Here is a 26151-nt window from a genome sequence, read left to right on the forward strand (position 1 = left end):
TTCAGGTCGAACGTTTAAGCGCCGCGGTACGCAGCTGATCCAGCTCCTTATCGGCTGAACTAATCTTACGTTTTGCCGCCTGCAGCTTCAGCTTTAATATCATTACGAACAGACTGCTCACCACGACACCCGCTATTCCACCAACCACAAAACTTGCCATCAACCATAGCGAAAGACTTGCCTCAGGCAGTGTAAAGAAAAACAGATTAATTGAAACCAGCTCGGTATTCAGTGTGGCAAACGTCCAGCCACAAAACAGGAATACGATACATAACGCCAGTACCAATAATATTTTTAACAAACCCATCGGCGATTCCCTCGATTATTCAATCCCTTAAGATCGTTCATTTTGTAAACTCTCATTAACCTGTTCGCGTAACTCTTTACCCGGTTTAAAGTGAGGTACGTGTTTAGCCTCCAGCGAAACAGAATCGCCGGTTTTAGGATTACGACCTACTCGGGGCTCACGATAATGAAGGCTAAAACTGCCAAAGCCTCTGATCTCTATACGGTCGCCTTGAGATAAAGACTCGGTCATATGGTCCAGCATCGTTTTAACTGCCAGCTCGACATCTTTGATAGAAAGCTGTTCATTCTGGTCAATCAAACGCTCGATCAGTTCAGATTTAGTCATGCTCACCCCCTGATATGGACAGTCCTAACCAATTGTCAGCCTGCTTATCAGATATTATATTTATCCGTTACTATTTCTTTTCCAGCTGAGCCCTAATCAGATCACCGATGGTTGTCGGTCCTTCAGAGTCAATCTGTTGATGCCTAATTGCATCTAAAGCCTGTTGCTCCTGCCGTTTTTCCAACTGTTTTATCGATAAGGCAATGTTGCGGCTACGTCGATCGATATTCACAATCAGCACATCGATGCTTGCCCCCACACTAAATAGCTGATTCAGATCATCGACTCGCTCAGCAGACGCCTCTTGCGCCTTAACTGTCGCTTCAACCCCGTCTGCGAGTTGCAACCGTAATTGCTTCGCTTCAACCTGAATCACTTCTCCTGAAACAACCTCTCCTTTGGCGTTTATCGCGCAATAGGCGGTAAACGGATCTGAAGATAACTGCTTGATTCCGAGCGAAATACGCTCTCGCTCACTATCTACCGATAAGAGCACCGCCGTTACCGTATCTCCTTTATGATACGCCTTGACGGCCTCTTCCGCCGGTTGCTCCCAAGACAGATCAGATAGATGCACTAGACCATCGATACCACCCTCTAAACCGACAAACAGACCAAAATCAGTGATCGATTTGATGACTCCAGTTACCTGCATCCCCTGAGCATGCGTTTCGGCGAAGATATCCCATGGATTTGCCTGACACTGTTTCATCCCCAATGAGATACGCCGACGCTGATCATTGATATCCAAAATCATCACCTCGACCGTGGCGCCTACCTGCACCGCTTTTGAGGGGTGGATATTTTTATTGGTCCAATCCATCTCAGAGACATGCACTAAACCTTCAATGCCCGGCTCAAGCTCGGCAAAACAGCCATAATCGGCAATATTGGTGACTTTGGCGTTAACACGACTACCGACCGGATGCGCCACCTTAAATTCATCCCAAGGGTCGGCGGTTAATTGCTTCATCCCCAGCGAAACACGGCTCTTGTCGCGCTCGTAACGTAATACCTTAACATCAATCTCATCACCGATACTAAGTACTTCACTGGGATGCTTAACGCGCTTCCAAGCGATATCGGTAATATGCAACAAACCATCCACACCACCGAGATCAATAAAGGCACCATAGTCGGTCAGATTTTTAACGACACCTTTGAGCGTCATCCCCTCATCGAGAGTCGCCAATAATTTATCACGTTGCTCATGATAAGCGGTCTCAAGTACCGCTCGACGTGATACCACGATATTATTGCGTTTGGCATCAAGCTTAACCAGTTTAAACTCGAGTTCTTGATTTTCGATATGAGAGGTGTCGCGTAGCGGACGGATATCGACCAAGGAGCCCGGCAGAAAAGCACTAATCGAATGAACATCAACGGTAAAGCCGCCACGGACCTTGCCGCTTATGCGCCCGGTAACGATTCTATCGTTTTCAAAGGCTTGTTCAAGCACCTGCCAAGCCTCAGCGCGCTTCGCCTGTTCCCGTGATAGTCGGGTTTCACCCGAGCCATCTTCGAGAGCAACCAAGACCACGTTGACCTGATCGCCTACCTCGACGAGCAGTTTGCCAGTCTCATCGAGAAACTCATGACGCGAAATGATCCCTTCCGATTTGAGGCCCGCATTAACGACAACAAAATCGCCGTCGAGTGCGACAACAGTAGCACTGATAATAGAGCCGGGCTGCATATCCAGCTCTTTCAAACTCTCCTCAAATAGCTCAGCAAAACTCTCACTCATACCGGCCAAACCTCATCTGTTTACCGTTAACGCAGTCCTTTATGCCGTGCTTGATCCATTACCGAGGCTAATACTTCATCGATACTTAACTCAGTGGTATCAAGACATATCGCATCTTCAGCGGGCTTGAGAGGCGCTACTGCGCGATTCATATCGCGTGCATCCCTCGCCTGAATATCTGTCAATATTGTTTGAAGACTAGCACCCAGTCCCTTATTTATCAACTGGTTATACCGGCGGTTAGCGCGCTCTTCCGCGCTCGCTGTTAAATACACTTTTAGCGGCGCTTGCGGGAACACAACCGTCCCCATATCACGGCCATCCGCGATTAAACCAGGCTCCGTAACAAAGGCCCGCTGACGCTCTAACAGCGCCGTTCTGACAGATCCGATCGCTGCAATCACCGAGGCATCCGCACCACACTCTTCCGTCCGAATCGTATGCGTCACCTCTTCGCCTTCAAGAACAATTGTCACTTCATGCTGATTAGCCGAGGTGGTAAATTGCACATCGAGGTGTGCTGCTAGCACCACCAGAGCACTCTCATCATCCAATGCAACCCCATGATGACGGGCTGCTAATCCAACTAAACGGTACAGGGCACCACTATCAAGTAGATTCCACCCCAACTCCCTAGCCAGAAGGCTACAAACTGTTCCTTTACCCGAGCCACTAGGACCATCGACTGTAATCACTGGGAACTGTCCCATGTTACTTCTCCTCTTTGCGAACCCTGATACCGACCTGCTGAGCAAGCTCAACAAAATTAGGAAATGATGTCGCCACATTGGCACATTCATGAATTTCAATAACGCCCTTAGCCCGCAGCGATGCAATCGCAAATGACATGGCGATACGGTGATCATCATGACTCTCGATCACGCCGCCCCCCATCTCACTACCACGAATAATGGCGCCATCCGGTGTGCCTTCAATATCAGCACCGAGGATTTTTAAGCCATCAACCATCGCCTGAATACGATCGCTTTCTTTGACGCGTAGCTCTTCAGCGCCGGTCAGCACCGTTTCACCTTCAGCGCAAACGGCGGCAATAAAGAGCGCCGGAAACTCATCAATCGCCAAAGGCACTTGATCTTCCGGAATATGAATGCCTTTCAGTGGTGCATAACGGATACGAATATCAGCCACAGGCTCGCCGCCGACTTCCCGTTCATTGAGTAGCTCAAGATGGCTCCCCATGGCGCGTAAAATATTGATAACACCGATACGCGTCGGATTAATACCAACATGTTCGAGGGTAATATCAGAATCAGGCGAGATCGCAGCCGCCACCATAAAGAAGGTTGCTGAGGAGATATCAGCAGGCACATCGATTTTTGTCGCTTGCAGCGATCCACCACCGCTGAGTGAAACCTGATTACCGGCCACATCCACGGCATAACCAAAGCCACGCAACATACGTTCAGTATGATCTCGAGTTGGGGCTGGCTCAATCACACGGGTTTCACCCGCGGCGTAGAGGCCGGCCAACATGACACAGGATTTAACCTGAGCACTGGCCATCGGCATCTCATAACGAATCGCTTGTAGCGCTTGACCGCCTTTAATTTTAACCGGAGGACAACCATTCTCGCCGGTTTCAACCTGTGCTCCCATGAGCCTTAATGGCTTAGCAACCCGTTCCATTGGTCGCTTACTCAAGGAGGCATCACCACTGAGTTCAGAATCAAATGCTTGACCGGCTAACAAGCCCGATAGCAAACGAATCGTGGTACCGGAGTTACCGACATAAATAGGCCCCGGCGGCTGACGCAGACCGTGAATGCCCACGCCATAAATTTTAACCGCACCCTGATGCGGCCCTTCAATCACCACCCCCATGTCACGAAAAGCCTGCAATGTCGCCAGACTGTCTTCGCCCTCTAAAAAGCCGGTCACCTCAGTGGTGCCGTCGGCTAAAGAGCCCAACATAATGGAGCGATGCGAGATCGACTTATCACCGGGTACACGGATGGTGCCTTGCACCTGCCCGCCGGGCTGAGCAAAAAATGTAGCGTCTTTTATTTTCATATTTTGAGTGTAGGCCGAACCTGATAAAATTTTTGAAAAATGTTCTCGAGCCGCTTTGGCACGGGTAAAAATACCCAACATCGCCTGACTCTCTTCTGTTTCAATCGCATCTCTGAGACGTTGCACGCCGGCAGAGAACTCATCAATTTTTTGCAAAATTGCCGACTTATTCGCTAAGCCAATATCGTGCCACATGGTGGGATCGCTCGCAGCAACCCGCGTAAAGTCTCTAAAACCACCGGCGGCATAACGAAAAATCTCGGTGCAGTCCTGTTCTCGAGCAAGCGTATCCACCAATGAAAATGCCAATAGATGCGGCAAATGACTGGTTGCCGCCAAAACTTCATCGTGACGTGCTACATCCATCTGCAACACCTCAGCGCCGACGGTCTGCCACATCCGCGCAATTAGGGTAACCGCCTCACGATCACTCTGCGGTAACGGCGTCAGAATAACCTTATGATGTTCAAATAAGGTCGCATCCGCCGCGGTGATACCGCTTTTTTCTGATCCCGCTATGGGGTGACCTGGAATAAAGCGAGGTGGCACTTCGCCAAACAAGGCTTTAGCGGACTTGACGACATTCCCCTTAACACTGCCGACATCGGTAATTATCGTCTCTGTGCGTAATACCGGTAGCAACTCTGCCAGCACTGATTCGATCGCTTTAACCGGTACCGCTAAGACAATCACATCGGCCTGAGCCGCTTCCATGAGAAGGTCTTCAGCGGCGACATCGATAATCCCAAGCCGCAACCCAGTGGCCATTTCTTCACTGTCTCGATCATACCCGATCACCGTGCGACAAATACGATGGCTACGTAACGCACTAGCGAGAGAACCACCGATCAATCCTAAACCAATGACTAAAACTCTGTCAGTCAAACATCTCACGATCTATTTACCCTTTATTACCGCTTTTCAGCACTTTCGTAAATGCAGTCAAGAAACGACTATTTTCATCAGGCAATCCAACCGTGACGCGCAGATGATTAGGCATCCCGTAGTTGGCCAGCGGCCTAACGATGACTCCTTCCTGCAACAGCGCAGCATACACAGGGGCTGCATTAGCGCCACAATCAACCGTGATAAAGTTACCCACAGAAGGAATCCAGCTAACCCCCAACGGCGCCAACCCCTTCTCTAACTGAGCTAAGCCGGCACGATTAATCGCGACACTGCGCTGTAAATAGTCAGTGTCGCTGAGCACGGCGGCAGCGGCTTCCAATGCGGGAATATTGACATTGAAAGGCTGACGTACTCGGTTCAATAGATCGGTTATGGCGGCATTGGCAACACCATAGCCAATCCGTAACCCCGCCAGACCAAAGGCTTTAGAGAACGTTCGCGTAATAATCAGATTGGCGAACTCATCTTGCATCGTCAAGCCCGTGACGTAATCGGCTTCAGTCACATATTCGGCATAGGCTTCATCCAATACCACGATCACTCGCTCGGGAATCTGCGCCATAAAGACCCGTAACGCGTCTTCTGAAAACCAGGTACCGGTTGGATTGTTGGGGTTTGCAAGAAAGATTACCCGCGTTTTATCGGTCACCGCCGCGGCCATCGCAGCCAGATCATGCCCCCAATTTTTCGCCGCCGTCACCACCGCTTTAGCACCGCTCGCTTGCGCCACCAACATATACACAACAAACGCATATTCTGAGTAGATAACCTCATCACCGGGCAAAATAAACGCGCGGCCGATCATCTCTAAGACATCATTCGAACCGTTACCCAGTGTCAGTGTATTGGGGGCATAGCCGTAATGCTCAGACAGCACCTTTTTTAATTTAAAACCACTCGCATCGGGGTAACGAGCACTCTCAGACAGGGCCGCTTGCACTGCCTTAATAGCCACCTGACTTGGCCCCAACGGGTTTTCATTACTGGCCAACTTAATACTGTCACTAATACCCAGCTCTCGCTCTAACTCTTCGACCGGTTTGCCAGGCTGATAGGGATGCAACCCCTGTACCCCAGGCGTCGCCAATTGATAGTAATCACATGTCATTAAATATGCTCCAGATCAGAGGACCGCAATCGGATATGAACCCAATAATTTCAGCTCGACTGTCTCAGACTGCAGCTCGCGTAGCACGGTCTGAATATGAGCAGTGGCTGCATGCCCCTCGAAGTCAATATAAAAAGCTGAATGAGCGTTTTCAGCGTTCGCTGGCCGAGTTTCAATGCCTGTCAGGCTGATCTTATGTTTGTGGAAATGTTCGAGTAATTCATACAGCGCGCCCGATTTATCTCGCACGGTGACCAAAATAGAGGTTTTATCATGGCCGCTTTCACCCACTTCTTGATCACCAACGATCAGATAACGCGTACTATTATCGGATTGATCATCAATATTGCGCGCCACGACATTCAGTTGATACAGATCGGCCACCAACTCACTAGCAATCGCCACGGCACCCGTGCCCTGTTTAATCGCCATACGCGCGGCTTCGACATGACTGCTGACCAGAATACGCTCAGCAGACAAGAAGTGACTATCCAGCCAACTGCGGCATTGTGATAGCGTTTGTTGGGACAAGTAGATACGGGTGATATTGTCGAGTCCATTTTCATCGGCCCGCAGTACATGATGATGAATACGTAACTCGACTTCACCACAGATGGTCAAATGAAAACGTTTAAACAGATCCAGTGTATGACTAACCACCCCCTCAGCAGAGTTTTCGATCGGCACAACACCATAATGCGCGCCACCAGACTCTACTTCACGGAACACTTCATCACCGCTATTAAAGGGAATACAGTGGGCTGAGTGACCAAAATGTTTACTCGCGGCCTGCTGCGTGAAGCTGCCTTCGGGCCCCAGAAAGGCCACATGCATCGGTTTTTCTAGTGCAAGACACACCGACATCACTTCACGGAATAGCCGCGCGACCTCATGATCGGCTAACGGCCCTTCGTTACGTGCCATCACTTGGCGTAGTACCTGAGCCTCCCGTTCTGGGCGGTAAAAAACCGCCTCTTTCGGGCCTTGATACTTCTCTTTTACCTCAGCAACGTGCTGTGCACAGCGCGCGCGATCATTCAACAACGTATGGATCTGTCGATCAATTGAATCGATTTGATCGCGTAGAAGCTTCAGTTCTTTTTCCTGATCACTCATGATTACCGCTCCCTACTGCCAAACTTAACCGTGACGCCGTGAAAAGTCCTGCATAAAGTCGATCAGCGCATCAACGCCCGCTTCAGGTACCGCATTGTAAATACTGGCGCGCATGCCGCCCACCGAACGATGGCCTGGCAGATTTAATAAGCCTCGGCTATTCGCCTCTTCCAGAAACAACTTATCGAGCTCGGCATTAGCCAGAATAAAGGGCACATTCATCCAAGAGCGGGCATTACGCGCCACTGGATTTGAATAGAAAGGGTTATTATCGATAGCCGCATAAAGCTTCTCGGCCTTAAGCTGATTAAGCTTCGCGATAGCCTCAACCCCTCCCTGTGCCTTAAGCCACTTAAATACTAGGCCAGCTAAATACCAACCAAAGGTTGGCGGCGTATTCAACATTGAATCCGCAGCGGCGGTAACTTTGTAATTATACAGCGCTGGGGTAGCCGGCAAGGCATCACCTAACAAATCTTCACGAATAATGATCACCGTCAAACCGGCGGGACCGATATTTTTCTGGGCGCCCGCGTAGATCATACCAAAACGACTTACATCCACCGGACGAGAGAGGATATTCGATGACATATCAGCCACTAATGGCACAGCACCCGTATCGGGAATATAATCAAACTCAACGCCGCGAATGGTCTCGTTTGGTGTGTAATGTACATAGGCCGCATCAGGATTGAGTTGCAACTCATTCTGAGCAGGAGCGCGAGTAAAGTTACCCTCTTCAGCGCTGGCGACAACATTTACATCACAATAGCGTGAAGCTTCTTTAATCGCTTTTTTAGACCAGTCACCGGTATTAATATAATCCGCGGTCGTCTTTCCCCGTAGTAGATTCATCGGAATCATACTGAACTGACTACTCGCACCACCCTGCATAAACAGGACTTTATAATTATCCGGGATCTGCATTAAATCTCGCAGATCTTGCTCAGCCTGCGCCGCAACACCAACAAATTCGGGACTGCGGTGGCTCATCTCCATAATAGAAAGCCCCAGGCCGTGCCAATCTAATAGCTCTTGCTGAGCCAGTTTTAATACTTCTTCAGGCAGTGCAGAAGGACCCGCACTGAAATTATAATTACGTGTCATGTTGATAGATCTGCTACAAAGTTTGTAAAAATGGTTCTGTCTAAACTTGTGTAAAACCGATTATCCAAAACCGATTGTGTTATCCCGGCTAAACCATCAACCGGTCATCGAAGCCGCGACTTACGGCGGCTAAATCCAACTCGCAAAGCGTACTGACCACATAGCACCAAGACAAAAATGTGCGGTCAGTGCCGCACATTTTTTAGCCTCAATGGTTACGCTTGATCATCATCAAGCGGCGCCTCAGGGCTGTCCGGCACATCCGGAACATCATCCGCGACCTCACTCCCTAACTCGCCTTCGAGTAACGCCTCGACGGTTGCTTCTGGTTCTTCGATCCGTGCCACGCCAACCAGATTTTCATCCTCAGCCACCCGAATCACTCGAACCCCCTGAGTATTACGACCCAAAACAGAGATCTCATCACTGCGGGTGCGTACTAAGGTTCCCTGATCACTAATCAGCATGACATCATCGCCTTCGAACATCTGCACCGCACCGATCAACTCGCCATTACGGTCGGTACACTGCATCGCAATCACACCTTGCCCACCACGACCATAAGTCGGGAAATCATCAACCGAGGTCTGCTTACCATAACCATTAATACTGGTGGTCAGAATACGGCCATGTTGCTGTGGAATAATCAGCGAGATCACTTTTGCCTCGGCTTGCAGTTTAATACCGCGAACCCCGCGAGCCGTTCGTCCCATCGGACGCACATCATCTTCGGCAAAACGGATCGATTTACCCTGACTCGACACTAACATCACCTCGGCGGTGCCATCAGTAATGGCGGCACCGATCAGCGTATCACCCTCATCCAAAGCCAATGCAATTAACCCGGTAGAGCGTGGCCGAGAAAAGTTAACTAATGGTGTCTTCTTCACCGTACCATCGGCAGTGGCCATAAACACATAATGTTCATCGGCATATTCATTCACCGGCAGAATCGTGGTGATACGCTCGCCTTCCTGTAACGGCAGGATATTGACGATTGGACGCCCGCGCGCGGCACGACTGGCCTGCGGAATTTCATACACTTTCAGCCAATACACTTTACCTAAATTGGTAAAGCACAAAATCGTATCATGGGTGCTGGCGATCAGCAGTTTTTCAATAAAGTCTTCATCTTTTACCGCCGTTGCCGATTTACCTTTACCACCACGACGTTGCGATTGATACATGGTCAACGGCTGAGTTTTGGCATAACCGCCGTGGGAAATGGTCACCACCATATCCTCTTCGGCAATCAAATCGGCTACGGTAAAGTCTTGCTGCGAGGCAATAACATCGGTACGCCGTTCATCGCCAAACTCTTCAACGATGAGCTCTAACTCTTCACGAATCACTTCCATCAACCGTGCGGAACTGTTCAAGATTGCCAATAACTCGGCGATCCGTTCCAGCAGTTCACGGTATTCCGCTATTAATTTTTCATGCTCGAGTCCGGTCAGACGGTGCAGACGTAACTCAAGAATCGCTTGAGCCTGAGCCGGAGACAGGTGATACACTCCATCATGCATGCCGTATTGTGCTTCAAGATCTTCTGGACGACAGGCATTTTCACCGGCCCGTTCCAACATCAACGTCACATCACCCGGCTGCCATGGAGTTTCAATCAAACGCTCTTTGGCTTCGGCGGGACTAGGTGAGCTCTTAATCAGTTCGATTACCGCATCAATGTTCGCCAATGCGATCGCCAAACCTTCGAGAATATGACCACGTTCACGCGCCTTACGTAGCAAATAAACCGTACGTCGGGTCACCACTTCACGACGGTGGCGGATAAAGCATTCCAGAATGGACTTGAGATCGAGGGTACGTGGCTGCCCATCAACCAAGGCCACCATGTTGATACCAAACACGTTTTGCAGCTGCGTCTGAATAAAGAGGTTATTCACCACCACTTCAGACACTTCACCTTTACGGAGTTCGATAACAATACGCATACCGTCTTTATCGGACTCGTCACGTAGTTCGGTAATGCCTTCGAGTTTTTTCTCTTTAACGAGCTCGGCGATCTTCTCAATCAAGCGCGCCTTGTTCACCTGATAAGGAATCTCAGTAAAGATAATGGATTCTTTACCATTTTTATCATTGGTCTCGATATGATGCTTGGCACGTAAATAGATACGTCCACGGCCCGTTTGATACGCCTGTAAAATACCTGCACGACCATTAATAATGGCGCCGGTAGGAAAATCTGGCGCCGGAATATATTCCATCAAGCCATCGATACCTAACTCTGGATTATCAATCAGCGCGATACAGCCACGCACAATCTCACCCAAGTTATGTGGCGGAATATTGGTCGCCATACCCACCGCGATACCCGCAGAGCCATTCACAAGCAGTGTTGGCACCTTAGTTGGTAAGACTTCCGGGATCTGTTCAGTGCCATCATAGTTAGGCACAAAATCAACGGTTTCTTTATCGAGATCGGCCAGCAGTTCATGCGAGATTTTCGCCATGCGAATCTCGGTATAACGCATCGCCGCGGCTGAGTCACCATCAACGGAACCGAAGTTCCCCTGACCATCGACAAGCATATAACGCATCGAGAATGGCTGAGCCATCCGCACGATAGTGTCATAAACCGCACTATCACCATGCGGGTGATATTTACCGATCACGTCACCTACCACACGGGCAGATTTTTTGTACGCCTTGTTCCAGTCGTTGTTAAGCTCGCTCATGGCGAACAACACCCGACGGTGCACAGGCTTAAGTCCATCCCGTACGTCTGGCAACGCACGCCCTACGATTACGCTCATGGCGTAATCCAGATATGACTGCTTCAGTTCATCTTCGATGTTGACTGGCAGAATCTCTCTGGCTAAATCACCCATAATAGCTCTGGCTATCCTTGAATCTGACTGCTGAGAATTAAGTGGTTAATCCCACTCTAAAAGCGGTAAACCTTAAGCGCCCAAGTATACCATAAAGAAAGCCCAATACTCTCGCAAAATTAAGGCCTTGGAGAGCAGACACCTGGTTCGCAGCAGTTCCCTTGCAGAGAACCTGTATTCGCCCCTGCAGCAGTGCTAGAATGACGCAGAATTATGACCTGACATGAGCTTTTGGCGCAGACTATGACACACACCCAGAACAACGCGGGCGCAAATATTGACCCCCAGGAAATTGCAAAATTCGAAGAATTAGCCAGCCGTTGGTGGGACCGTGATAGTGAATTTAAACCACTGCACGATATCAATCCGCTACGCGTCGACTTTATAGACCGTATCGCATCGCTGAGCGGCAAATCAGTGCTCGATGTCGGCTGCGGCGGGGGCATCTTATCCGAAGCGATGGCGCATCGAGGCGCAGAAGTTACCGGCATCGATATGGGTGAAGCCCCCCTCAAAGTTGCCAAACTACATGGTCTCGAAAGCGGCGTTAATGTTGCTTACCGACAAGTCACCGTTGAAGAACTGGCGACCGAGCAACCACAACAGTATGATATCGTCACTTGCATGGAGATGATGGAACACGTACCCGACCCATCCTCTATCGTTGACGCTTGCAGTCGACTGGTAAAACCCGGTGGCTACGTCTTTTTCTCCACTTTAAACCGCAACCCTAAAAGCTATATGATGGCGATAGTCGGGGCCGAATATTTGTTAAAACTGGTACCGAAAGGCACGCATGATTTTAATAAATTCATCCGTCCATCGGAGCTAGCTAATTGGATTCGTCAAAGCGGACTACAGAGTAAAAAAATCACTGGTTTAACCTATAATCCATTGAATAAAAGCTACAAACTCAACGATAAAGATGTGGATGTCAATTACATGGTCGCCACTCAGAAGCCCGATTAAACCATGCACCACACTCTACCAGAAGCCGTGCTGTTTGATCTCGATGGCACCCTGATTGATACCGCGCCCGACTTTCATGCCGTTATTAATCGCCTACTAGCTGAACAGCAACGCTCACCGGTTAGCTACACCTTTTTGCGCCGCTATGTCTCTCATGGCGCACGCGCAATGATCGCGGCGGCGTTTCAACTGACCGAGCAGGATAGCACGTTTGACTCGCTACATCAGCGGATGCTTGAACTTTACCTGCAGCACCTTGATATCGATACCAAGCCGTTCACCGGCATTCCTAACCTACTTCACTGGTTGGGTGAGCAGCAGATCCCTTGGGGAATCGTTACCAATAAACCCGAATGCTACACCACCCCCGTGATGCGTGGCCTCAACCTTCAGCCAGCCCCAGGCAGCATCATCTGCCCCGACCATGTGAAACAGAAAAAGCCACACCCAGAAGCGCTATTTCTCGCCTGCCAACAGCTAGACTGCAACCCAGCGCGCAGTGTCTATATTGGTGATCATCGCCGAGATATTGAAGCCGGACTAAGCGCCGGCATGCAAACCATTGGGGTCAGTTATGGCTATCTCGATGAGCATGAAGATATCGCTAGCTGGAACAGTCATTTCCAAGTTGATCACGCCGATCAGATTCGCCCGATCTTAGAAACCCTTTATTGTAATCGCTAGCCACGCATACAGGAGCCGTCATGTACGACTATCAGGCAGCAGAAAACTTACTGCAAGACAAAATCATTCTGGTTACCGGCGCCGGTGACGGCATTGGCCGCGCAGCCGCCCTTAGCTTTGCCGCTCATGGTGCAACGGTTATCCTACTCGGCCGTACCGAAGCAAAGCTCAATCAAGTCTATGATGAGATCGAAGCCGCGGGTTATCCTCAGGCCGCGATTATCCCGCTCAACCTAGAAATGGCAACAGACACCGATTTTGATCGCCTCGCGGCTCTGCTTGAAGAAGAGTTTGGTCGACTCGATGGCATTTTGCATAATGCCAGCTTACTGGGTTTACGGACGCCGATAGAAAGCTATGATCCAATTACGTGGCAGCAGGTAATGCAGGTGAATGTCAACAGCACCTTCATGCTGACGCAAGCCCTGCTATCGCTGACCAACGCTTCAGCAGACGCTTCGATCATCTTTACCTCATCGGGCGTTGGCAGAACAGGCAAAGCATTTTGGGGCGCCTATGCGGTCTCTAAGTTTGCCACCGAAGGCCTGATGCAAGTACTCGCGGATGAACTCGATCACAACCCCAATATCCGCGTCAATGCGATCAACCCTGGAGCGACTCGTACCAATATGCGCGCCAGTGCTTATCCGGCCGAAAACCCAGAAAGCAATCCTACTCCCGAAGAGATCATGCCCGCCTATCTTTATCTCATGGGACGCGATAGCCGTGGTACCACCGGTAAATCGATCGATGCGCAATAATTGCTCTCAATATGACATATAAAAATGCAGCCTCATGCCGTGCCACCTCAAGCGGAGCACCTCATTTGGCTGCGTTGTTAGCTGCGTTGTTTTTTAACGATCAGTGCGTTTCGGGCCCACCGAGCGGCGCGTCTTCTGACGTTTAACACGTCGCTCCGCGACTTCCTGCTCTTTCACCGACAATGGTTTATTCCGCTTCTGCTTCATATCCATCATACTCGAAAGCATATTAATCTCTTTTTGCGTCAACTCTTTCCAATGACCCGCTTTCACCTCACTCGGCAAAAAGAACGGCCCATACCGCACGCGTTTCAAGCGACTAACCTGCACCTCTTGTGATTCCCAGAGACGCCGCACTTCACGATTACGACCTTCCATAATACAGACGTGATACCATTTATTGGCACCTTCACCGTTAAAAAACTGCACATCGGTAAAGCGCGCCATGCCATCATCTAACAACACACCTTTTTTAAGCCGACCAATCATCGCTTCATCAACATCGCCGAGAATACGTACTGCATATTCACGATCAATATTGGCGGAAGGGTGCATCAGGTTATTCGCCAAATCTCCATCCGTGGTAAACAGCAATAGACCCGAGGTATTAATATCCAATCGACCCACCGCAATCCAACGCCCCTGTTTCAACGGCGGCAGATGATCAAACACCGTGGAGCGCCCTTCGGGATCATGCCGAGTCGCCACTTCACCTAACGGTTTGTTATAAATAAGCACTCGGCGCTCACTATCCCGATCAAACACCATTTTCTGAGCCTGACCGTCAACCTCTACCTCATCCCGAATCGAGATTCTGTCGCCGAGCGTTGCAATCTGACCATTAACACGAATACGGCCAGCTTCAATCCAACGTTCCATCTCACGACGAGAACCTAATCCGGAACGCGCCAAAACTTTCTGCAGTTTTTCGTCTATCATCGACGCATCCTCTTTTTTAGAAATTTACTCATAAATTTCTGAACTTAAAACGTTAAGCTTAAAAGGCTTAAGCCTAAATAAATAAAAAAGCTCTTCGACACCGCGCCGAAGAGCTTTTCAAATAATATCGGCAAGTGCTTATTTAATTAAGCAATCTTCCTTTGTTTTACCCTGAGCAAAAGCCGCCTGAAACGCAGCCGGAGTACGACCACGACCCGACCACTGATGTAACTCACCATCTTCATCCGTTACTTCATACTTAGGCTCGACTTTTTTCTTAATCGGCGTATCCACCAGCGTCATCAGATCATCCAGACCGATACCGGCTTCCTGCATACTCTGCTTAATCGCTTCAATTTTTTCACTACGCTCACGCTCTGCCGCTTGTTGCATCTCTTCCTGTGCTTTCTTCTCTTCCAGGATTTCTGTCAGATCAGCAATAGCCTTTTCAATGTCGCTACTTAAAAGCTCATGACATTGCTTACGCAGTGAATTTTTACGAGTAATAATCTTTATAAAGTCGGTCATTATGAATCACCAAAAAAAATATGTAATTAAGTATAGTAGAATTATTAATGAAGCTATGATGTTTTTCAATCAAAACTTAATTAATAATATTTATTCAAGTCCTGACACATCACCGGCTCCGCGGCGAATAATAACAGGGATATCATCGACCAAATTAATGACAGATGTCGCTTCCATACCACAATAACCACCATCAATAACCAACTCGACTTCATGCTGCAATAAATCTCGAATTTCGTAAGGGTCAATCAAGGGCAGCTCTTCACCCGGCATAATAAGCGATGTACTCATTATTGGCTCGCCCATTGTTTCCATTAATTGCAACGCAATATTATTTTGCGGTATTCGCAGACCAATCGTGCGTCTTTTCGGATGCAATAAACGTCGCGGTACTTCTGTAGTCGCATTCAAAATAAAGGTATAAGCACCTGGCGTCATATTTTTTAGCAAACGATAAATCGAATTATCTACCTTCGCATAAGTGCCTATCTCGGAAAGATCGCGACACACTAAGGTAAAGTTATGTTTATCATCCAATTTACGGATACGCTTAATTTTGTCTACCGCCCGCTTATCACCTAAACGACACCCCAATGCGTAGGCACTATCGGTAGGATACACTATAACACCGCCCTGATTGATAATATCAACCGCCTGACTAATCAGACGTTGTTGAGGGTTATCTGGGTGGATTTGAAAAAGCTGGCTCACAAGAAGACCTTCTAGGTAAAGTTATTGTATCTATTCTACTAAAAAGCGGATTAATGCTGAAGCAATTTAGCGAGTACATGATCATTTTGACTACTATAACGTGGATATTTACCGACAGCCGTCCAATGAAACTGTTTTTTATGAAAATCACTGCCTGCAGAAATCATGAGATTATATTTAGATGCTAACTTATCCAACTGTAATTGATGCCCTGACTCAATACTGGGATAACTTATTTCAATCGCATCGCCACCTTGTTGACAAAAACTCTCGGTCAGGATGCGCACTTTGGTAAAGGTCATTCTATATTTTGTCGGATGCGCTAAAACAGCAACACCGCCAGCCTGATGGATGATTGAAATAGCCTCTTCCATGGTCGGCCATGCGGCTTTTACATCACCCACTTTGCCTGCCCCCAGATAACGATTAAACGCCTGCACTTCATTTTTGACAATACCGGCTTCAACCATCGCCTGTGCAAAATGCGGTCGTCCCACTTGCCCCGTCCCCGACAACTCAAGTACTCGCGTCAATAAATCGGGAATATTACGTTTCATCAGCTTCTCATTAATGCGCGCTGCACGCTGTAAGCGTAGCTGATCAATTTTTTCTAGGTAGTCGCATAAGGCGGGATGATGCTCATCGAACCCCAAGCCGACAATATGTACCATATTGCGCCCCCACTCGCTGGTCAGTTCAATACCGGCAACCACCTTAATCTCAGTATCAGTCGCCGACGCGCGTAACTCTTTAATACCAGCAACCGTATCGTGATCGGTGATGGCGAAGACCGCCACACCGGATTCAGACGCTTCCTGCAGCAACTCGACAGGCGTCAATTCGCCATCCGAGTAACAAGAATGACAATGAAGGTCACTGAAAGGTAATTCTTCACCAGTTTCGGGTTTATAACTTAACTTGCTCATTCTATAATCACCCTACTTCCTAAATAAAAAAATGGTGTTATGAAACTACTTCTCGATTTTCTACCGGTCATTATCTTCTTTATTGTCTACAAAAGCACCGACGATATTATTTTAGCCACTGCTGTGCTCATTCCTGCCACCCTACTACAGATGCTCTATACTTGGTTGAAGACCCATAAGATAGAGAAAATGCAGCTGATAACCTTAATACTGGTTGTCTCCCTAGGGGGCCTCACCATCGCGCTTAATGACGAATCATTTATTAAGTGGAAGCCCACTATCGTCAACTGGCTATTTGCGCTGGCCTTCTTGGGCAGTCAGTTTATTGGCAAGAAGACCATTGTCGAACGTCTTATGAGCAGTGCCATTGAGTTGCCAACCGAGGTATGGAAAAAACTCAATATTGCTTGGGTTACTTTTTTTCTTGCCATGGGTGCGGCCAATCTCGCTATAATAACGTTATATCCCGATGACAACGACCTATGGATCAACTTCAAGCTATTCGGCATGTTAGGCCTAACACTGATCTTTATTTTGCTACAGGGCTTTTATATCTCCAAGCACATACAACCTGAAAGTAACGACAACGAAGGATAAAAGCATGTTTTACGCCATTATCAGCGAAGATAAGCCAGGCACATTGGAACAACGTCTGGCGGTACGTTCAGAACATCTCGCTCGACTCGAAGCCTTGCGTGATGCCGGTCGTCTATTGGTTGCCGGTCCACATCCCGCTATCGATAGTGAAGACCCAGGCCCTGCGGGCTTTACAGGGAGTTTAGTGATAGCCGAATTTGCCTCACTTGAGCAAGCACAAGCTTGGGCAGATCTAGATCCCTATATAAATGCAGGGGTTTATCAACAAGTGGTGGTAAAACCATACAAAAAAGTTTTACCATAATGTCTGTTTTTAGGCTTAAATACCCATTATCAGAAGACTCTGTTTAACTTAGGTTCAGGTTGAACTGGTATAACTAGATCAAAATTAAAACATAAGGATGTTTACGATGAAGAAATTAGCGCTTACAACTGCTCTCGCTTTGACAATGGGCATTTCAGCGGTAGCCAATGCTCACCCTGTTAATGCCGGTTATGCCACCAGCAGTAACGATACTGTTTGGAAAACTAGCTACGGTGAATGCTGGCAGCACGGCTACTGGACTGAAGAAGATAAAACCGTTGAGTGTGGCGCTGAACCTGTCGCAGAAGCACCCGCTCCAGCACCGGCTCCAGCACCTAAAATGGTTATGAAAATGATCGATGCTGAAGAAAGCCATATCGTTTACTTCGATTTTGACAGCAGCCAAGTGACTGATGTGAACGCGATCGTCAACTACGTTGGTTCTCTGGCTAAGCTGAACAGCATTGAGCTGAAAGGCTACACGGATTCAATCGGTACCAACGCTTACAACGATGCGCTTTCTCAGCGTCGTGTTGAAGCGGTTGATGCTGCACTCGCGGCGGCCGGTATCGATACTGCAAAAGTGGTATCTTACTCTTTCGGTGAAGCGAACCCCGTTAAAGTCTGTACTGATGCAGGTTCATCACGTAAAGCTTGTCTCGCAGAAAACCGTCGTGTTGAAGTTAACATTGAAGGTCAGAAGCAGATCAAAGTACAGCAGTAAGCATACTGCCTAAAACGTTACCCCTTTAACTAGCGGTAACGTCTAATCTAAACCGGCATGCCGCCTTTATACGACGGCTTGCCGGTTTTTTTATGCTCGCTCTGCAGTCTTAAACAGATCATGATTAGGGAAGGTGCGAATAAGTCAATTACGCCTCTGGCTTTCGCGTATCTGGCCATTCTAATGTCCGCAGAGAACATAACGGACTTATTCGCACCTTCCTTAGCATTTTACCTATTAAGTCGCAATACTTAAGCCGTCTGACACGCCTTTAAAAAACATTAATATCTAGCTGAACACGCTATAAGTAGTACGATAACGGCTCGATGACTGTTGAAAAACAACCATCAGATAAGCATTAATAGCACTATCTTATCAGCAACATCGTCAAGTCAGCGTGACTGACATATCCTATTAATTGTCGAACCTTAAACAGTATTAATTCAACTCATTCAGGCGAAAGCATCGTTTATTCGTCTCATTTCATCCTTAATCAGTGAAATCATGAAATTTTTTGATTAAAATTCATCATTAAATTCAGCGTGAAAATATAGCATGTGACTTGAAAGTATGAATAAAGATAGAAAGGAGGCCGCGGATAACGAAAACTTACGTATTGGCCGTCAAATCCGAGATTTACGTAAAGCCAAGAACATTACCTTAGTGGAGATGGCGGAAAGCATTCAACGCTCCGTGGGTTATGTTAGTCAAGTTGAACGCGGGGTTTCATCACTTCCCATCCCCGTACTGCAGGCCATCAGCGATGTGCTTGATGTGCAAATCAGTTGGTTCTTTCATTCAGATAGAGAGACGCCGCTGAATGAACTGAATCACATTGTACGTAAAGATTTTCGCCGTAGTTTAAACTTTTCCGACAGCGGTATCCGAGAAGAATTATTATCGCCACAACTTTCAGGGCAACTGAAAATGATTCTGACGACCTTTGCCCCAGGGATCAGAAGCGGTGAGCCTCGTAAAATGAAGGGCGAAGAGGGAGGGCTGGTACAGTCAGGTCGTGTTTCATTATGGATTGAAGATAATCGTTTTATACTCAACGCTGGGGATAGCTTTACCCTCTATGGCGATGAAAATTACCGCGTCGGTAATGCCTCAGACACCGAAGAAGCCGTTGTGGTGTGGACCATCATCGGCGGCTACTGAGTCGCCGTCCCGCGCTATAAAGATCAAGAACAACAGCCATCACGATGGCTGCCCTCCCTCGCTAAAAAGCAGCCGCCATAGCAAGAGAATCCTCGCGGCTGCGGCTGCTTTGATACGGTGGTTTGATACGACGGCGGTTAAACGTATTATGCTATTACATTAAGCTTAGCCGCCGCTGTTTCCAACCGTTGTGCTGCGACTAAGGTATGGCTGATGAGGGCATTAATCGTCATCGGCCCAACACCACCGGGTACCGGAGTCAGGGCCGCAACACGTTGTTGTAAACCGGTCTTTTCAATATCGCCCACGCCGCCCGCATGATAGCCGGCATCCACCACCACCGCGCCATCCTTAATCCAGTCAGCCTTAATAAACTCCGGCTGCCCCACCGCGCCGACAACGATATCCGCTTGAGCCACCAACTCGGCTAGATTCTGGGTTTTTGAATGACATACCGTGACGGTAGCATTGGCATTTAACAACATCGCCGCCATCGGCTTTCCGAGGATAGGGCTACGACCTAACACAACCGCATGTTTTCCAGAAATCGCTATATCATAATGCTTTAGCAGAGTCATAATACCCGCTGGGGTTGCCGAGCCGAAAGCCGGCTCGCCCATCGCCATCAAACCGAAGCCTCGGGTTGTTACCCCATCAACATCTTTCTCGATAGCGATCGCATCGAAGCAGGCGCGTTCATCAATCTGTTCGGGTACGGGATGCTGCAGCAAAATCCCGCAAACATCGGCATCGTTATTCAACTCATCAATCGTTTCCAGTAACGCTGTGGTCGTCGTAGACGCTGGCAAGCTAATAAAACGAGACCCCATACCCACGCGACCACAAGCATTCACTTTCATCTGCACATAGGTCGCAGACGAAGGATCATCACCCACGAGAATTGTTGCCAATACTGGCTGTAGACCTCCTTCATTTTGAAACGCTTTAACCGCGACGTGCAACTGCTGCTCTCGACTCTTAGCCAACGCCTTGCCATCCAACATTAATGCCGACATCCATCAAACCTCTTAATTATTCTTTACTCAGTAAACACGAGCTGAAAGCGAGCACAGTAGCAAACTCAGGAGATGCCTGAGTCGGCTGTATGCGACGCTTTCGTGCTCAGCTGCCATAATGACGGACTATTAACACTTAATTTTCTCCATAGCGGGGTCATAAAACGAACGTAACGATGGTTTCACCGCATAACGCTCATACTCGACCTCAATTTCAAATGTGCTATTCTCCAGCCACTCTTTGGTCACTCCGCTATCGTTAACAACATACCCCATCGCCACGGTTGCCCCGACGGTATGCCCAAACATACCGGCAGTGGTCCGGCCAACGATTTTGCCATTCGCGTAAATAGGCTCTTCGTGATAACACAGAGGCTCGGGGTTCTCGAATAAAAACGCGACAAAACGCTTCGTCAAAGGGCCTGCCGCTTTCTGTGCTAGCAGTGCTTCTTTACCGATAAAGCCGCCTTCTTTATCAAAGTCAGAGGCAAACCCGAGTCCCGCTTCCAAGGCGGTATCTTCATCGGTAATATCATGCCCCCAGTGGCGGTAGCATTTTTCCATTCGCAATGAATTCATGGTGTGATAACCATAAGGCTTAATCGCAAACTCTTCACCGGCTTCCATCAGTAACTCATACACGCTCGGCGCATATTCAGTCGGAATATAGAGTTCCCAGCCCAATTCACCTACATAGGTGATACGCGATGCTCGAACGATCGCATAACCCAGTTCAATCTCTTGCGATGTGGCGAACGGAAAACCAGCATGGGACAGATCGGCATTGGTCAATTTAGTTAATGTGTCACGGGATTTCGGCCCCATCACGGTCACCACCGCATAGGCCGATGTCACATCGGTAAAGACGACTAGCGCATCCTCTGGTTTATTACGCCGTAACCAATCCATATCGCGTGTTTGACAAGCAACACCCGACACCACTAAGTAACGATCCTTGGCTAAACGGGTAACGGTAACATCCGCTTCAATACCGCCGCGCTCATTAAGCCATTGGGTATACACCATCTTACCCACGTTAACCGATACATTGTTGCTGCATAGTCGGTTCAAGAAGGCTTCCGCATCGGGGCCCTCTATCTGATATTTACAAAACGAACTCTGATCAATCACGCCAACCGATGTCCGTACGGCTTCATGTTCTGCACGATTATTATCAAACCAGTTTTGCCGTCCAAACGAGAGCTCATATTCAGGTGCTTGTCCATCATTGGCAAACCAGTTAGCCCGCTCCCAACCACTTTCGACACCAAATACAGCACCCTGTGCTTTTAATTGCTCATGCAGGACTGAACGACGCACGCCCCGAGCCGTTTTAAATTGTTTAAAGGGAAAGTGTGTTTCATATAACAAACCTAGAGATTCAGTGGTCCGCTCTTGTAGATACTTTTGCGTACCTTGGAAGGGTAGATTGCGGCGAATATCCACATCCCATAGATCCTGTGGTGCATGGCCTTTATGAATCCACTCGGCGAGCATCTTACCAGCACCACCTGCAGATTGAATGCCTACCGAGTTAAACCCAGCGGCAACAAAATAGTTACGCAACTCAGGCGCCTCACCCAAATGGTAACGATCATCCGGCGTAAAGGATTCTGGTCCATTAAAAAACACCTGCAAGCCGGTGCGTTCCAAAATCGGTAAGCGATGCATCGCCGCTTCTAGATAGGGCTCCAGATGCTCAAAATCATCGGGTAATTGATCGAAGAAAAAATCTTCCGGTATGCCTTTCATGCCCCAAGGTTTGGCATTCGGCTCAAACATCCCAACCAATATCTTGCCGGCATCTTCTTTGTAATAACAATAGCCATCCATATCACGCATCGTCGGTAAACCACGGGTGAGATCTGGCATATTTTCGGTGACGACATAAAAATGCTCCGCCGCATGCAAAGGCACATTCACACCCGCTTTTCGACCAAACTCACGAGCCCACATGCCTGAACAGTTAACGACGTATTCGGCATCAATATCACCCTGCTCGGTAATCACGCCTGCCGCTTTACCATCGCGTATTTTCATATCCAGCACTTTAACGCCTTCGATGATTTTGGCCCCCCCCATACGTGCGCCTTTAGCCAACGCTTGCGTAACGTCCACCGGGTTAGTCATGCCATCCATCGGCAGGTGGATAGCACCCAGCACATCATCGACATTCATCAACGGCCAAAGCTCTTTCGCCTGTTCTGGCGAAATAACATCGCAAGGAAAACCGGCAACCTTAGCCATCGAAGCGCCGCGTTTCAACTCGGCTAAACGCTCACGGTTAGTCGCTATCGTCAGTGAACCGTTACGTACAAAGCCTGTACCTTGCCCAGTTTCAGCTTCCAACTGGTCATACAAGGTCGCACTATAATTTGCCAGCATCGACATGTTATAGCTAGCCCGCAGTGTTGGTACTAACCCTGCCGCATGCCAGGTGGTGCCGCACGTCAATTGCCGACGCTCCAATAACACGACATCGGTAAATCCCAGTTTCGTGAGATGATATGCCACACTGCAGCCAATAACACCGCCGCCCACGATAACCACTTGAGCAGAGGTTGGCAGTTGAATAGATGATTGTTGCTTAGTCATTCTGTTTCTCCAAAACCCGGCGCTACGGCCTTAGGGTTAAGTTGGTAAAGTATTTAGCTGTTAGCTGAAGACCACCGTCTTATTACCGTGAACTAAAATACGATCCTCTAAATGATGTCGTAATCCGCGTGCTAACACCGTTTTCTCAACATCTTTACCCAGCCGAACCAGATCATCCACTTGATCACTGTGACTAACTCGCACCACATCCTGATCAATAATCGGGCCTTCATCCAATTGTTCTGTGACATAGTGACAGGTGGCACCGATCAACTTGACGCCACGACGGGAGGCTTGATGGTAAGGCTTAGCGCCGATAAAAGAAGGTAAAAAGCTATGATGGATATTGATCACTTTGTGCCGATATTTCTCACATAACGCCTGAGGTAGAATTTGCATATAACGCGCCAGCACAATACAGTCGGCCTGATATTCATCAACTAAACGTTCCACCTGTGCAAAGCCTGGGGCTTTATTATCTCTATCGATCACCACATGGTGATAGGGGATACCATACCATTCAACCAAGCCCTGCATATCGGTATGGTTTGAAATAACGCAGCTGATGTCACAATTCAGATCATTACTGCGCCAACGATCGAGTAGATCAGATAAGCAATGACTACCTTTACTGGCCATCAGTATGACTTTCTTCGGCTGATCACTGTCTATCAGATTAAAGTTCATCTGATACTCTTCAATCATCGGCGCAAATTTTTCGCGTAAGGTATCAATACCGAATGGCAAAGATGCCGCCTGAATTTCGAAGCGTGAGAAAAACCGTTGGCTTTCGACATCGGAATGGTGAGCCGCCTCGGATATCCAACCACCATGCCGAGTAATCATTTCGCCGACGCGAGTCACGATACCCACCTGATCGGGGCAATCAAGAATTAAACGATAAGTACGATTCATATTATGTGTCCTTAGAGGTGACAGCACTAAACCCACCGTGCTGCCACAACCGTGCAATTGATAACAGCAAATCAGCTGAGTGACTGTTCCAGTTCAGGCACAGCCTCAAACAGATCGGCGACGAGACCATAATCAGCGACACCAAAGATAGGCGCTTCCACATCTTTGTTAATGGCGACAATCACTTTAGAATCTTTCATACCCGCTAAATGCTGAATAGCGCCGGAGATACCCACCGCAATGTAAAGATCAGGGGCAACAATTTTACCGGTCTGACCTACTTGCATATCGTTGGCAACAAAACCCGCATCAACTGCCGCCCGAGATGCACCCACCGCCGCGCCTAATTTATCGGCGACTTTTTCCAGCATCGGGAAGTTTTCACCGCTTTGCATACCGCGACCACCGGAGATAATAATCGCCGCGGAGGTCAGTTCAGGACGCTCGGAAATGATTTTCTCTTCGCTGACAAAGCGAGATAACTCGTTACTGATGGTCACGCTGAAACGGTTCTGTTCTGCTGCGCCACCGGTAGCCGCGACGGCATCAAATGCCGTGCCACGCACACTCATCACTTTAATTGCATCGCTGCTCTTAATGGTCGCCAAGGCATTACCGGCATAGATAGGACGGACAAAGGTTTCGGCATCCACTACCTCAATGATTTCAGAGATCTGTGAGACATCTAATAAGGCTGCGACTCTTGGCAATAAATCTTTACCAAAGGAGGTCGCCGCACTGAGAATGTGGCTATAGCTGGATTCTTGGGTGAGCGCGACAACGGCGGGGGCAACACTTTCTGCCAGTTGATTTTGCAACGTCGCATCATCAATCACGATGACCTGATCGACATCCGCCACGGCCGCCGCCTCGGTGGCAACCGTGTCACATTGATGTCCGGCCACTAACACAGAAATAGCCGACCCGGTGGCTGCTTTCAGCTCGACAGCCGCTTGAAGCGTATTCAATGTCACGGCATTGAGTTGTGCATTATTGTGATCGGCAATCACTAAAATTGAGGCTGTCATGTTAAAGTACTCCCGCTTCTGTTTTCAGTTTTTCAACTAATTCAGCCACATTGCTGACAATCACACCGGCTTCGCGTTCTGATGGACTAACCACACTCAGGGTGCAAAGGCGCGGTGTTACATCAACACTCAGCTCATCTGGCGTGAGCACCGCTAAAGGCTTACGCTTGGCTTTCATAATGTTCGGTAGCGAAGCAAAGCGAGGCTCGTTCAGACGTAAATCAGTGGTTACCACCGCGGGTAATTGCAATGCTAACTTTTGCAATCCACCATCGACTTCCCGTGTCACCGATATTTGCCCCTCTTCACACACCACTTCGGAAGCAAATGTCCCCTGAGACATATTACCGATGGCTGCCAGCATCTGCCCTGTTTGGTTATTATCACTATCGATAGATTGCTTACCCAACACAACAAGGTCACAGCCTTCCTTTACCGCAATCGCGTTCAATAGTTTGGCAACGCCTAACGGTTCGACAGCAACATCCGTTTTCACCTGCAGTGCACGATCAGCCCCGAGAGCCAGCGCCGTTCTCAGTTGTTCCTGACAACGATCATCGCCAACACTGACAGCGATGACTTCACTAGCAACACCCTTTTCTTTTAAACGAATCGCTTCTTCAACCGCTATTTCACAAAACGGGTTGATAGCCATTTTGACGTTCGCTAAATCAACATCAGAATGATCAGACTTAACTCGTATTTTTACGTTGGCATCGACAACGCGCTTGATCGCGACCAGTACTTTCATTGGGACCTCGACTAGGAAGTTACTTAAATTACATGAAA

At 48.4% G+C, this 26151-nt stretch carries 25 protein-coding genes; 7 read left to right on the plus strand and 18 right to left on the minus strand.

The window, feature by feature from the left end; genetic code table 11:
- Nucleotide 1: 1 nt before the first annotated feature.
- The 9 genes from Q4488_RS05140 to gyrA all read right to left on the minus strand — a co-directional run bounded on the left by Q4488_RS05140 (nucleotide 2) and on the right by gyrA (nucleotide 11504).
- Nucleotides 2–307 (minus strand): LapA family protein, encoded by a 306-nt coding sequence (locus Q4488_RS05140; protein ID WP_303579395.1) that lies wholly within the window; start codon nucleotides 305–307, stop codon nucleotides 2–4.
- Between the two features lie 27 nt (nucleotides 308–334).
- On the minus strand, nucleotides 335–634 hold the full coding sequence (ihfB, locus tag Q4488_RS05145; RefSeq protein ID WP_303579396.1) for an integration host factor subunit beta: 300 nt from the start codon (nucleotides 632–634) through the stop codon (nucleotides 335–337).
- Nucleotides 635–704: 70 nt separating this feature from the next.
- On the minus strand, nucleotides 705–2381 hold the full coding sequence (gene rpsA, locus Q4488_RS05150) for a 30S ribosomal protein S1 (RefSeq protein WP_303579397.1): 1677 nt from the start codon (nucleotides 2379–2381) through the stop codon (nucleotides 705–707).
- Nucleotides 2382–2407: 26 nt separating this feature from the next.
- Nucleotides 2408–3091 (minus strand): (d)CMP kinase, encoded by a 684-nt coding sequence (gene cmk, locus Q4488_RS05155; RefSeq protein WP_303579398.1) that lies wholly within the window; start codon nucleotides 3089–3091, stop codon nucleotides 2408–2410.
- Nucleotide 3092: 1 nt separating this feature from the next.
- Nucleotides 3093–5306, minus strand: a complete 2214-nt coding sequence (locus Q4488_RS05160; protein WP_303579399.1) for a bifunctional prephenate dehydrogenase/3-phosphoshikimate 1-carboxyvinyltransferase — start codon at nucleotides 5304–5306, stop codon at nucleotides 3093–3095.
- A 7-nt stretch (nucleotides 5307–5313) separates the two neighbouring features.
- Nucleotides 5314–6429 (minus strand): histidinol-phosphate transaminase, encoded by a 1116-nt coding sequence (gene hisC, locus Q4488_RS05165; RefSeq protein WP_303579400.1) that lies wholly within the window; start codon nucleotides 6427–6429, stop codon nucleotides 5314–5316.
- A gap of 15 nt (nucleotides 6430–6444) precedes the next feature.
- Nucleotides 6445–7545 carry a prephenate dehydratase gene (gene pheA, locus Q4488_RS05170; protein ID WP_303579401.1) on the minus strand — a complete coding sequence of 367 codons (1101 nt, stop codon included), beginning with the start codon at nucleotides 7543–7545 and terminating at the stop codon, nucleotides 6445–6447.
- 24 nt (nucleotides 7546–7569) lie between these two features.
- Nucleotides 7570–8652: a 3-phosphoserine/phosphohydroxythreonine transaminase gene (serC, locus tag Q4488_RS05175; RefSeq protein ID WP_303579402.1), complete on the minus strand. Its 1083-nt coding sequence runs from the start codon at nucleotides 8650–8652 to the stop codon at nucleotides 7570–7572.
- 215 nt (nucleotides 8653–8867) lie between these two features.
- Nucleotides 8868–11504: a DNA gyrase subunit A gene (gene gyrA, locus Q4488_RS05180; protein ID WP_303579403.1), complete on the minus strand. Its 2637-nt coding sequence runs from the start codon at nucleotides 11502–11504 to the stop codon at nucleotides 8868–8870.
- A 243-nt stretch (nucleotides 11505–11747) separates the two neighbouring features.
- Between gyrA and ubiG the strand changes: the two genes are divergently transcribed.
- From ubiG to Q4488_RS05195, 3 genes are read left to right on the plus strand one after another with little or no spacing between them, the layout of a single operon-like run.
- Nucleotides 11748–12473 carry a bifunctional 2-polyprenyl-6-hydroxyphenol methylase/3-demethylubiquinol 3-O-methyltransferase UbiG gene (ubiG, locus tag Q4488_RS05185; RefSeq protein WP_303579404.1) on the plus strand — a complete coding sequence of 242 codons (726 nt, stop codon included), beginning with the start codon at nucleotides 11748–11750 and terminating at the stop codon, nucleotides 12471–12473.
- A 3-nt stretch (nucleotides 12474–12476) separates the two neighbouring features.
- Nucleotides 12477–13157 carry an HAD-IA family hydrolase gene (locus Q4488_RS05190; protein WP_303579405.1) on the plus strand — a complete coding sequence of 227 codons (681 nt, stop codon included), beginning with the start codon at nucleotides 12477–12479 and terminating at the stop codon, nucleotides 13155–13157.
- Between the two features lie 20 nt (nucleotides 13158–13177).
- Nucleotides 13178–13918, plus strand: coding sequence for a YciK family oxidoreductase (locus Q4488_RS05195; protein ID WP_303579406.1), 741 nt, complete (start codon nucleotides 13178–13180; stop codon nucleotides 13916–13918).
- A gap of 93 nt (nucleotides 13919–14011) precedes the next feature.
- Here Q4488_RS05195 and rluB read toward each other — a convergent pair whose 3' ends face one another.
- The 4 genes from rluB to Q4488_RS05215 all read right to left on the minus strand — a co-directional run bounded on the left by rluB (nucleotide 14012) and on the right by Q4488_RS05215 (nucleotide 17022).
- Complete coding sequence (gene rluB, locus Q4488_RS05200; RefSeq protein WP_303579407.1) at nucleotides 14012–14857, minus strand: 23S rRNA pseudouridine(2605) synthase RluB; 846 nt, start codon at nucleotides 14855–14857, stop codon at nucleotides 14012–14014.
- 138 nt (nucleotides 14858–14995) lie between these two features.
- Complete coding sequence (locus tag Q4488_RS05205) at nucleotides 14996–15385, minus strand: H-NS family nucleoid-associated regulatory protein (RefSeq protein WP_303579408.1); 390 nt, start codon at nucleotides 15383–15385, stop codon at nucleotides 14996–14998.
- 90 nt (nucleotides 15386–15475) lie between these two features.
- The gene (locus tag Q4488_RS05210) at nucleotides 15476–16096 is read right to left on the minus strand and encodes an L-threonylcarbamoyladenylate synthase (protein WP_303579409.1); all 621 of its coding nucleotides are present in this window, start codon (nucleotides 16094–16096) and stop codon (nucleotides 15476–15478) included.
- Between the two features lie 50 nt (nucleotides 16097–16146).
- A complete protein-coding gene (locus Q4488_RS05215; RefSeq protein WP_303579410.1) occupies nucleotides 16147–17022 on the minus strand; it encodes a PHP domain-containing protein in 876 nt (291 codons plus the stop codon).
- Between the two features lie 39 nt (nucleotides 17023–17061).
- Here Q4488_RS05215 and Q4488_RS05220 point away from each other — a divergent pair, with 39 nt between their 5' ends.
- The 4 genes from Q4488_RS05220 (at nucleotide 17062) to Q4488_RS05235 (ending at nucleotide 19808) form a co-directional block, all read left to right on the plus strand.
- Nucleotides 17062–17619 carry a septation protein A gene (locus tag Q4488_RS05220; protein WP_303579411.1) on the plus strand — a complete coding sequence of 186 codons (558 nt, stop codon included), beginning with the start codon at nucleotides 17062–17064 and terminating at the stop codon, nucleotides 17617–17619.
- A gap of 4 nt (nucleotides 17620–17623) precedes the next feature.
- A complete protein-coding gene (locus Q4488_RS05225) occupies nucleotides 17624–17923 on the plus strand; it encodes a YciI family protein (protein WP_303579412.1) in 300 nt (99 codons plus the stop codon).
- A 106-nt stretch (nucleotides 17924–18029) separates the two neighbouring features.
- On the plus strand, nucleotides 18030–18647 hold the full coding sequence (locus Q4488_RS05230; RefSeq protein ID WP_303579413.1) for an OmpA family protein: 618 nt from the start codon (nucleotides 18030–18032) through the stop codon (nucleotides 18645–18647).
- A gap of 570 nt (nucleotides 18648–19217) precedes the next feature.
- Complete coding sequence (locus Q4488_RS05235; RefSeq protein ID WP_303579414.1) at nucleotides 19218–19808, plus strand: helix-turn-helix domain-containing protein; 591 nt, start codon at nucleotides 19218–19220, stop codon at nucleotides 19806–19808.
- A 146-nt stretch (nucleotides 19809–19954) separates the two neighbouring features.
- Here the strand turns inward: Q4488_RS05235 and Q4488_RS05240 are convergent, their stop codons facing one another.
- The 5 genes from Q4488_RS05240 to Q4488_RS05260 all read right to left on the minus strand — a co-directional run bounded on the left by Q4488_RS05240 (nucleotide 19955) and on the right by Q4488_RS05260 (nucleotide 26113).
- Nucleotides 19955–20824 carry a tetrahydrofolate dehydrogenase/cyclohydrolase catalytic domain-containing protein gene (locus tag Q4488_RS05240; protein ID WP_303579415.1) on the minus strand — a complete coding sequence of 290 codons (870 nt, stop codon included), beginning with the start codon at nucleotides 20822–20824 and terminating at the stop codon, nucleotides 19955–19957.
- Nucleotides 20825–20953: 129 nt separating this feature from the next.
- Nucleotides 20954–23419 carry an FAD-dependent oxidoreductase gene (locus Q4488_RS05245; protein WP_303579416.1) on the minus strand — a complete coding sequence of 822 codons (2466 nt, stop codon included), beginning with the start codon at nucleotides 23417–23419 and terminating at the stop codon, nucleotides 20954–20956.
- A 60-nt stretch (nucleotides 23420–23479) separates the two neighbouring features.
- Nucleotides 23480–24334: a formyltetrahydrofolate deformylase gene (purU, locus tag Q4488_RS05250; RefSeq protein WP_303579417.1), complete on the minus strand. Its 855-nt coding sequence runs from the start codon at nucleotides 24332–24334 to the stop codon at nucleotides 23480–23482.
- 71 nt (nucleotides 24335–24405) lie between these two features.
- Nucleotides 24406–25362: an electron transfer flavoprotein subunit alpha/FixB family protein gene (locus tag Q4488_RS05255; protein WP_303579418.1), complete on the minus strand. Its 957-nt coding sequence runs from the start codon at nucleotides 25360–25362 to the stop codon at nucleotides 24406–24408.
- 1 nt (nucleotide 25363) lies between these two features.
- Nucleotides 25364–26113, minus strand: coding sequence for an electron transfer flavoprotein subunit beta/FixA family protein (locus Q4488_RS05260; RefSeq protein WP_303579419.1), 750 nt, complete (start codon nucleotides 26111–26113; stop codon nucleotides 25364–25366).
- Between the last annotated feature and the right edge of the window lie 38 nt (nucleotides 26114–26151).

The sequence above is a fragment of the Amphritea sp. 1_MG-2023 genome, assembly GCF_030547545.1.
In the GTDB taxonomy this organism is placed as follows: domain Bacteria; phylum Pseudomonadota; class Gammaproteobacteria; order Pseudomonadales; family Balneatricaceae; genus Amphritea.

Excerpts from the sequence above, each read along its gene's own strand:
- Q4488_RS05140 (WP_303579395.1), bottom strand. The coding sequence starts at position 307 with ATGGGTTTGTTAAAAATATTATTGGTACTGGCGTTATGTATCGTATTC.
- ihfB (WP_303579396.1), bottom strand. The coding sequence starts at position 634 with ATGACTAAATCTGAACTGATCGAGCGTTTGATTGACCAGAATGAACAG.
- rpsA (WP_303579397.1), bottom strand. The coding sequence starts at position 2,381 with ATGAGTGAGAGTTTTGCTGAGCTATTTGAGGAGAGTTTGAAAGAGCTG.
- cmk (WP_303579398.1), bottom strand. The coding sequence starts at position 3,091 with ATGGGACAGTTCCCAGTGATTACAGTCGATGGTCCTAGTGGCTCGGGT.
- hisC (WP_303579400.1), bottom strand. The coding sequence starts at position 6,429 with ATGACATGTGATTACTATCAATTGGCGACGCCTGGGGTACAGGGGTTG.
- pheA (WP_303579401.1), bottom strand. The coding sequence starts at position 7,545 with ATGAGTGATCAGGAAAAAGAACTGAAGCTTCTACGCGATCAAATCGAT.
- serC (WP_303579402.1), bottom strand. The coding sequence starts at position 8,652 with ATGACACGTAATTATAATTTCAGTGCGGGTCCTTCTGCACTGCCTGAA.
- gyrA (WP_303579403.1), bottom strand. The coding sequence starts at position 11,504 with ATGGGTGATTTAGCCAGAGAGATTCTGCCAGTCAACATCGAAGATGAA.
- ubiG (WP_303579404.1), top strand. The coding sequence starts at position 11,748 with ATGACACACACCCAGAACAACGCGGGCGCAAATATTGACCCCCAGGAA.
- Q4488_RS05190 (WP_303579405.1), top strand. The coding sequence starts at position 12,477 with ATGCACCACACTCTACCAGAAGCCGTGCTGTTTGATCTCGATGGCACC.
- Q4488_RS05195 (WP_303579406.1), top strand. The coding sequence starts at position 13,178 with ATGTACGACTATCAGGCAGCAGAAAACTTACTGCAAGACAAAATCATT.
- rluB (WP_303579407.1), bottom strand. The coding sequence starts at position 14,857 with ATGATAGACGAAAAACTGCAGAAAGTTTTGGCGCGTTCCGGATTAGGT.
- Q4488_RS05205 (WP_303579408.1), bottom strand. The coding sequence starts at position 15,385 with ATGACCGACTTTATAAAGATTATTACTCGTAAAAATTCACTGCGTAAG.
- Q4488_RS05215 (WP_303579410.1), bottom strand. The coding sequence starts at position 17,022 with ATGAGCAAGTTAAGTTATAAACCCGAAACTGGTGAAGAATTACCTTTC.
- Q4488_RS05220 (WP_303579411.1), top strand. The coding sequence starts at position 17,062 with ATGAAACTACTTCTCGATTTTCTACCGGTCATTATCTTCTTTATTGTC.
- Q4488_RS05225 (WP_303579412.1), top strand. The coding sequence starts at position 17,624 with ATGTTTTACGCCATTATCAGCGAAGATAAGCCAGGCACATTGGAACAA.
- Q4488_RS05230 (WP_303579413.1), top strand. The coding sequence starts at position 18,030 with ATGAAGAAATTAGCGCTTACAACTGCTCTCGCTTTGACAATGGGCATT.
- Q4488_RS05235 (WP_303579414.1), top strand. The coding sequence starts at position 19,218 with ATGAATAAAGATAGAAAGGAGGCCGCGGATAACGAAAACTTACGTATT.
- Q4488_RS05240 (WP_303579415.1), bottom strand. The coding sequence starts at position 20,824 with ATGTCGGCATTAATGTTGGATGGCAAGGCGTTGGCTAAGAGTCGAGAG.
- Q4488_RS05245 (WP_303579416.1), bottom strand. The coding sequence starts at position 23,419 with ATGACTAAGCAACAATCATCTATTCAACTGCCAACCTCTGCTCAAGTG.
- purU (WP_303579417.1), bottom strand. The coding sequence starts at position 24,334 with ATGAATCGTACTTATCGTTTAATTCTTGATTGCCCCGATCAGGTGGGT.
- Q4488_RS05255 (WP_303579418.1), bottom strand. The coding sequence starts at position 25,362 with ATGACAGCCTCAATTTTAGTGATTGCCGATCACAATAATGCACAACTC.
- Q4488_RS05260 (WP_303579419.1), bottom strand. The coding sequence starts at position 26,113 with ATGAAAGTACTGGTCGCGATCAAGCGCGTTGTCGATGCCAACGTAAAA.